Origin of the sequence: Clostridium sp. (genome assembly GCF_051654825.1) — a bacterium.
In the GTDB taxonomy this organism is placed as follows: Bacteria; Bacillota; Clostridia; order Clostridiales; family Clostridiaceae; genus Clostridium.
The window spans coordinates 1-4,530 of sequence record NZ_JBOFYU010000062.1; the positions used below are offsets into that span (position 1 = coordinate 1).

Annotated in this window: 4 protein-coding genes and 1 pseudogene; all 5 read left to right on the forward strand. The window is 28.4% G+C overall.

Going from position 1 to position 4,530, the window contains the following annotated elements; translation table 11 throughout:
- Positions 1–229: pseudogene (locus ACRDBA_RS03935) on the forward strand (MBL fold metallo-hydrolase); the annotation flags it as partial.
- 178 nt (positions 230–407) lie between these two features.
- Positions 408–1,187 (forward strand): DeoR/GlpR family DNA-binding transcription regulator, encoded by a 780-nt coding sequence (locus ACRDBA_RS03940; RefSeq protein ID WP_438571625.1) that lies wholly within the window; start codon positions 408–410, stop codon positions 1,185–1,187.
- Positions 1,188–1,200: 13 nt separating this feature from the next.
- Positions 1,201–2,244, forward strand: coding sequence for a putative 2-aminoethylphosphonate ABC transporter substrate-binding protein (locus tag ACRDBA_RS03945; RefSeq protein ID WP_438571626.1), 1,044 nt, complete (start codon positions 1,201–1,203; stop codon positions 2,242–2,244).
- A 9-nt stretch (positions 2,245–2,253) separates the two neighbouring features.
- A complete protein-coding gene (locus ACRDBA_RS03950) occupies positions 2,254–3,249 on the forward strand; it encodes an ABC transporter ATP-binding protein (protein WP_438571627.1) in 996 nt (331 codons plus the stop codon).
- Between the two features lie 5 nt (positions 3,250–3,254).
- Positions 3,255–4,530 (forward strand): ABC transporter permease subunit (locus ACRDBA_RS03955; RefSeq protein WP_438571628.1); only part of this gene is annotated, 1,276 nt, incomplete at its 3' end.

The window sequence follows — 4,530 nt, forward strand, 5'->3', positions numbered from 1 at the left end:
AAAAGAATTAGATTCAAACTGTTATATACCTGCTCATCATCCTAAATATAATAAAGAAACCTTTAATGAATTTTATAATTATCAAAGGTTATTAGGAGATATAGTTGGAGAAGGAATTTCCTTAGAAGAGGCTAAAGAAAGATTTAAGGAAAAGTTAAATAGAGAAGCAAAAGATGAAGAAGTAGAAGATTTAAAGGTATTTATCAATAATAATAAAAAGAAAAACTAAATAATAGGTAAGATAAAAACCCACATAAATTATAGTTTAAGGCTATTTTTTATGTGGGTTTTAATTTTTTTTAGGGGAAAACCCACAGTTAATACAACTTTATATTAACCATGACTTAATAAATGCTTAACAATAAATAGTTAGAATCAAATTATCAAGTAGGTGGAGGAAATGATAAGTGATAAAGGAAAGCAAAAAAGAAAAAATATTAAATGTAATTTATGAAAAAGGAAAAGTCACTACTAAAGAATTAAGCGTTCTTTTAGAAATTTCTACTGAAAGTGTAAGACGATATTTAGAGTCATTAGAAGGCGAAGCTAAAATAAAAAGAGTTCATGGAGGGGCTGTAAAGTTAAATTTTTATAGCAATGAAGAGGATATTAACCAAAGGTATTTGAAAAATGAAAGAGAAAAAATTGCAATAGCAAAAAAGGCATCTATATACATAAATGATGGAGATAAGATAATAATTGACGAAGGGTCAACTACATTACAATTAGTTAGGTTTTTAGAAGGCAAAAAGAATTTAACAATAATTACTTCATCTTTTCCAGTAGCAAATGGAGTAATGAATTTACTAAATAAAGGTGATATATGCGGTGAGTTAGTCTTTTTAGGTGGAATAGTACAAAGTTCAAATAGAAGAACTGTAGGAGCTAATACTATTGAAATGTTAAATAAATATTATGTTGATAAAGCTTTTATATCTTGTGAAGGTGTGTCTATAGAGCATGGAATAACTGCTTATGATTCATTAAAGGCTGAAACTACAAAAATGTATTTAAAAAGTGCAAAAGAAAAAATAGTCCTAGCAGATTATTCTAAAGTAGCTTTAAGAAATTACTATAAAATTGATGAATTATATAAGGTAGATATGATTATTACAGATGAAGATACGCCTATTGAATGGAAGGAAATCTTAAAAAAATGGAATGTAAAATGGATAAATGCAATGTAAAGGAGAGTATTAAATGAAAAAAATATTTCAGGCTTTAATAGTATTAGTTTTTTTATTCATAATCAAAGGTTGTGTTTCAACAACACCTCAGTACACAGCTAAAAATAATAAAGAATTAACAATATATGCAGCTTTAGAAGAAGAGCAAGTTAATGAGTATATTCAAGGTTTTAGAGAAATGTATCCTGAAATAAAAGTTAATATTATAACAGATTCTCACGGAGTAATTAGTGCAAAGTTAATTTCAGAAAAGGATAATCCACAAGCTGATATTGTATGGGGATTATCGGCAATTAATATGATTGACATTAAGGAAAGAGGATTACTAAATCCATATATGCCTAAAAATATTGATGATATAAATGAAAGATTTATGGATGATAGTGAAATTCCATATTGGATAGGAATGAATGCAACAGAGACAGCTTTTGTAGTTAACTATAAAGAGTTAGAAAAGCTAGGACTTAAAATTCCAGAAAGCTATGAGGATTTAATAAAGCCTGAATATAAAGGATTAATTACAATGCCTAATCCAGCTTCATCAGGAACAGGATACTTTACAGTTTCAGCTATTTTACAGCTTATGGGTGAAGATGAAGGCTTTGAGTATATGAGTAAGCTTCATGAAAATATAGGGGTTTATACTCACTCAGGTTCAAAGCCAGCAAAACTTGCAGGAGCTGGAGAGTACCCAATAGGAATTTCCTTTGGATACAGAGGAGTAACTCAAATGCAAACGGGAGAGCCAGTTAAAGTTATATTCCCAAAAGAAGGATCAGGATGGGATTTAGAAAGTATAGCTGAAATAAAGAAAACTACAATTAAGGAAGAAAGTAATTTGTTTATGGAATGGGCATTAAGTGAGGATGCAATGGAAAAGTATGCAACAAGTAGTCCAATAACATCAATAGAAACTGATGTAGAGATACCAGTTGGATATTTAGAAAATCCAATTGATCAATTAATAGAAAATGATTTAGTATGGGCATCAAAAAATAGAAGTGAAGTATTAAAGAAATGGGAAAATAATTATGGTTCAAAAAGTGAAAGTAAGTAGGAGGTAATTATGAGTTATTTAAAAGTAAACGGAGCAAGAAAAAGTTATGGAAGTAAAAAAATATTAAATAATATAAATTTAGAAATAGAAGAAGGTGAATTTCTATGTTTACTTGGTCCAAGTGGATGTGGAAAGACTACACTTTTAAGAATGATAGCAGGATTAGAAGATTTAGATGGCGGAAGTATTTATCTTGGAGGGAAAGATATAACTAATGTTTCACCTGATAAAAGAGGCTTTGGAATAGTTTTTCAATCATATGCATTATTTCCTAATATGACTGCTTATAAAAATATAGCTTTTGCTTTAAAGCAAAAAAAGATGAAAAACAGTGATATTGATAAAAAGGTAAAAGAAGTTTTAGAAATAGTAGGCTTAAGTTCAGAAAGTGATAAGTACCCAAGAGAGCTTTCAGGGGGACAACAGCAAAGAATTGCAATAGCAAGGGCAATAGCTTTAGAACCAAAGTTTTTACTTTTAGATGAGCCTATGTCAGCCTTAGATGCAAAAGTTAGAAACAAGTTAAGACTAGATATAAAAAGACTTCAAAGAAAGTTAAAAATAACAACGATAATGGTAACTCATGATCAAGAAGAGGCTATTACAATGGCTGATAGGATAGTTGTTTTAAATGGTGGTGATATTATGCAAATAGGAACACCACAAGACATTTACGAAAAGCCTGAAAATTTATTTACTGCAAAATTTATTGGTGATACAAATTGTATAAATATAGATGATTATATTTATACAGTTAGGCCAGAACATATTAGTGTATCAAAGGGAAACACCCTTAGATATAAAGGAAAAATAATAAATATAGAATTTAGAGGAAGCTTTGTAAGAGTTGAAATAGAGCCTAAAGAAAATACTATTAAAGATTTAATAATTAGTGATATTCCTATTAAAGAATGGATGGTATTAGCTTTAAAAGAACAAGATTCAATAAGTTTTAATTTTAAGGATGAGCATTATATGAAATATAGTATTTCAAAAGGAGCTTAGGTTAAATGGAAATTATAAAAAAATGGGATAAGGATACTAGAGATTTCAAAAAAGCAATTTTAGCATTATTAACATTTATATTAGCAATTTTTTTAGTAGTTCCATTAGGAATACTATTTACTCAAGCATTTTTAGATTCAAATGGTAGCTTTGTAGGTTTAGAGAATTTTTATGAGTATATTAAGTCGCCTGCACTTTTAAAATCACTAAGTAATACAATTTTTGTATCATTATCATCAACTATTATAGCTACAGTATTAGCTCTAATATATGCTTATGGATTAAGAAGAGCAAATATAGCACTAAAGGGATTTTTTAGAGTAATAGCAATGTTACCTCTCTTTGCACCAACTATGATGCATGGTATTGGTCTTGTATATCTATTTGGTAATAAGGGAGTAATAACAGAGGCTTTAGGTATAAACATACCTTTATATGGACCATTAGGAATAATAATGGCACAGGTTATATATATATTTCCACAAATATTTATGATACTAGATGTTTCGTTAGAATCAACTGATTATAGACTTTATGAAGCTAGTAAAAGTATGGGAATAAGCAAGTGGAGAGAATTTATTAACATAACTATACCTAGTATAAAGTATTCATTGATTAGTTCATTTTTTGTAGCCTTTACTATGTGCTTTACTGATTTTGGAGCTCCAAAGGTTGTAGGTGGAAATTATAATGTTTTAGCAATAGATGTTTATAAGCAAATAATTGGACAACAAAATATGCCAATGGGTGCAACTGTAGGAATACTTTTATTAATACCAGCAGTTATAACCTTTATAGTTACAAGAAGTGTGCAAAAAAAGCAAAATTCATATATTAATTCAAAGTCAACACTATATGTAATAAAGAAAAATAAAAAAAGAGATATAATTTTTGGAACAGTGATATTTATAACAGCAGCATCCATTATAACTGTATTTTTAACAGTAGTTGCAGGATCTCTTGTTTCTATTTGGCCTTATGATTTAAGTATTACATTTAATCATTATTCAATGAAAAATAGTTTAGATGGGTTAAAGCCATTTATTAATTCAATAACAATTTCATTACTAACAGCAGTTATTGGAACAGTATTTGTATTTATATTTGCTTATTTAGTGGAAAAAACAAAGGGAGCAAAAGTCATAAAGGGATTTGCTAATTTCTTAAGTATATTACCAATGGCTCTTCCAGGATTAGTATTAGGGATTTCATATGTATTTTTCTTTAATACTCCAGAGTTTAACTTTGGAAATAAAGTTTATGTATTAAATTATTTTAATG

What these genes read in the sequence shown, in the direction of transcription:
- ACRDBA_RS03945 (WP_438571626.1), top strand. Translation starts at nt 1,201, where the DNA reads ATGAAAAAAATATTTCAGGCTTTAATAGTATTAGTTTTTTTATTCATA.
- ACRDBA_RS03950 (WP_438571627.1), top strand. Translation starts at nt 2,254, where the DNA reads ATGAGTTATTTAAAAGTAAACGGAGCAAGAAAAAGTTATGGAAGTAAA.